Origin of the sequence: Microcoleus sp. Pol8_D6 (assembly GCF_036700965.1) — a bacterium.
Taxonomy (GTDB): domain Bacteria; phylum Cyanobacteriota; class Cyanobacteriia; order Cyanobacteriales; family Microcoleaceae; genus Microcoleus.
On sequence record NZ_JAUBPW010000146.1, the window covers coordinates 1 to 3,225 of the forward strand.

Below are 3,225 nucleotides of genomic sequence, written 5' to 3' on the forward strand. Positions count from 1 at the left end.
TTGGTAATTTACTTTCATACAATCGTCCTTTTGCTAGAAGTGCTATTGTAGCATATTTTTGGAGAAGTGGTATAACACTATTTTCGAGATTTGTAAAAGCGCAAAAACAGTTTTTCCATTTCAATCCAGACAAACATCAGGGCGCTGAAACCGAAGCAAACCATCAATTCAAACGCCGTTAAATAATGAGTGCCGAAAAATGCTCTCAGCGGCGGAACGTAAATCAGCATTAATTGCAAAGCAGTAGTAACAATCACAGCCCCCCACACAAAAACATTAGTGAAGGGATTTAACTCAATAGTTAGCTGAGTGTTAGACCGAATGGCGATCGCGTGACCCATTTGCGCCAAACAAAGAGTTGTAAACACCATTGTTTTCCAAGCCTCGGGATCTCCAACATGGTTAGGGTTGGTGGTATATCCGTAAGCCCAGGACATCATCGCGATCGTCAAAATTGCAAAAATAATCCCGATCCGAATCATGTAAGAACCCAAACCCCGCGCAAAAATACTTTCTCGCGGACTGAAAGGAGGCTTTTTCATTACGTTCGGTTCCCCCGGTTCGACCGCCAATGCCAAAGCGGGAACGCCGTCTGTTACTAAGTTCATCCACAAAATTTGCAGTGGCGTCAGCGGCACTCCTCCCAAACCCATTAAAGGTGCGGCCGCAATTGTCAAAACTTCGCCGATGTTGCTGCCCAAAATGTATTTAATAAAGCGGCGAATATTGCTATAAACCACTCGCCCTTCTTCAGCGGCGGCGACAATAGTTGCGAAGTTGTCGTCGAGGAGCACCATATCGCTAGCTTCTTTGCTGACATCGGTGCCGGTAATCCCCATAGCGATTCCGATATCGGCTTGTTTCAAAGCGGGGGCGTCATTAACGCCATCGCCGGTCATCGCCACAAATTTGCCCCAACTTTGCAAAGCTTGGACTATTCGCAATTTGTGTTCGGGGGAAACGCGGGCGTAAACACTAACCTGTTCGACTTGCTGTTTGAGTTCTTCTTGGCTAAGCTTTTCTAATTCTTGACCTGTGAGAACTCGATCGCCCTCTTTAGCAATACCTAAATCGTAGGCGATGGCTTTTGCTGTCAATTGGTGGTCTCCTGTAATCATCACCACCCTAATGCCTGCATCGCGGCACTTCACCACTGCTTCCCGGACTTCCGGGCGCGGGGCGTCCAGCATACTGACGAGTCCCAGCCAAATCATTTCTTGTTCGCTGGTTTCCTCGGAACCTTGGGGCGGCAAGTTTTCCCAGAGTTTGTACGCAAACCCCAGGACTCGCAAACCGCCACTTGCCATGTTGTTGTTTTCGGCGAGGATGCGATCGCGCATTTCCTGATTTAAAGGTTGTACTCGATCGCCCGCTATAATGCCTTTGCAGCGCTCCAAAGTCAACTCTGGAGAACCTTTTGTCAGCATCAAATAATTCGACTGCTGTCCTTCGGCTGCTGGAAATCCCGAATGTCCCGATCTGCCGGGCACTTCGCAAATCACGCTCATCCGTTTGCGTTCGGAAGAAAAAGGAAATTCTGCCGTCCGCGGCAGCAATTGAGACTGTTTTTCCTTATATATTCCTGCTTTTCCCGCTACACACAGCAGAGCTCCCTCCGTGGGGTCGCCCAAAATCTTCCATTCTTGCTGTTCTTGCTGCAATACTGCGTCGTTGCACACTGCACAGGCAATTAATAAAGATTCGACTTCTGGATATTCTTCTAAATTATTAATTTGGGTCGATGTATGCCGATCGGTAAAATCTCCGATCGGTGCATAGCCGTCGCCTGCCACGGCGACTGTGCAGTCGCCCGTAGACACTAGCTGAACAACCATTTTATTTTGAGTCAGAGTACCTGTTTTGTCAGAACAAATGGTTGTTACCGAACCCAAAGTTTCTACCGCAGGCAGTTTGCGAATCAGGGCGTTTCGCTTCACCATCCGCCTAGTTCCGAGTGCTAGAGTGACTGTCACGACTGCTGCAAGTCCTTCGGGAACAACAGCCACAGCCATGCTTAGAGAAACTTCTAACAAATCTTCCCACCTGCTGGTATCGAACCCGATGCTGCCGTTTTGGAAGGTAATCATGCCGCCGATGACGACAATTGCGACTAAGGTTAGGGCACCGGAGACTAGAACCTTTCCCAACTGATCCATCCGCTGTTGCAGGGGAGTCGGTTCGTTTTCTACTGACTGAAGCATGGTGGCAATTTTGCCGAGTTCAGTTTGCATTGCGGTGTTGGTGACGATCGCCTTTGCTCGTCCCTGAACAACTTCTGTGCCCTGAAAAATCAGGTTAAGTCGATCGCCCAAGGAAGCATCTTCTGGAAGTTCTAGATCGGCTTGCTTGGTGACTGCTAGAGCTTCCCCTGTCAAAGCTGATTCTCTGACTTGCAGATTTGATGTTTCGATCAAGCGTGCGTCTGCTGCTATTTTTACCCCAGCCTCCAACAGCATCACGTCTCCAGGTACGAGTTCCTTGGCTGCTATTTCTGAAGTTTTGCCGTCCCGCAGGACTCTGACTAGGGGAGAAGCGAGGTTTTTGAGGGCTGCGAGGGCTTTTTCAGCACTTTGCTCTTGGAAATAGCCGAGAATGCCGTTGAGTATGACGATCGCAAAAATGGCGATCGCATCTTTGGGAAAAGTATTCGACCGAAAGTCCAAAAACCCCGAAATCACGGCCACACCCATCAGCATCAACAACATGATGTTGGTGAACTGATCGACAAAAATCGACCACGGACTGCGGCCTCCTGTTTCTTCGAGTTCGTTGGGGCCGTATTGCTGCAAGCGTTCTGACACCTGTTTGCTGCTCAAGCCAGCGTCTTTGTTGCTGCTTAGCTGCTGGAGAGTTTGGTCAATTGCTACGGTGTGCCAAGAAGAGGGAGAATTTGAAGACATAAATTACGATCAATCGTGGGGCATAAAGGTGGTTGTGGCCGGACAGGTACAGCCGATCCATCTGGCTGATTACAGTGAGAGAGTTTTAAGTTTTGAGTTCTGAGTAAAAAACTGTTTAACTTGCGACTCGTTTTGGGCGGTTCGATGCCGGGGAAGCAAAAAGCTTTTAACTTCACTGCGTCTGGCGGCTCCATCGCGCCGTTTGTAGACCTACCGCTGATAGCACCTATCCACCTTACCAAAAATAATGGGTTTGGTTGAGTCGATGGGAGGTATTACCCTCCGCACCTCTCAGTTAGATCCGGACGTGCGATTTTCACCGCAT

Annotated in this window: 1 protein-coding gene; it reads right to left on the reverse strand. The window is 48.8% G+C overall.

Going from position 1 to position 3,225, the window contains the following annotated elements; genetic code table 11:
• Positions 1-77 precede the first annotated feature (77 nt).
• On the reverse strand, positions 78-2,900 hold the full coding sequence (locus QUA10_RS28755) for a cation-transporting P-type ATPase (protein WP_333085929.1): 2,823 nt from the start codon (positions 2,898-2,900) through the stop codon (positions 78-80).
• Between the last annotated feature and the right edge of the window lie 325 nt (positions 2,901-3,225).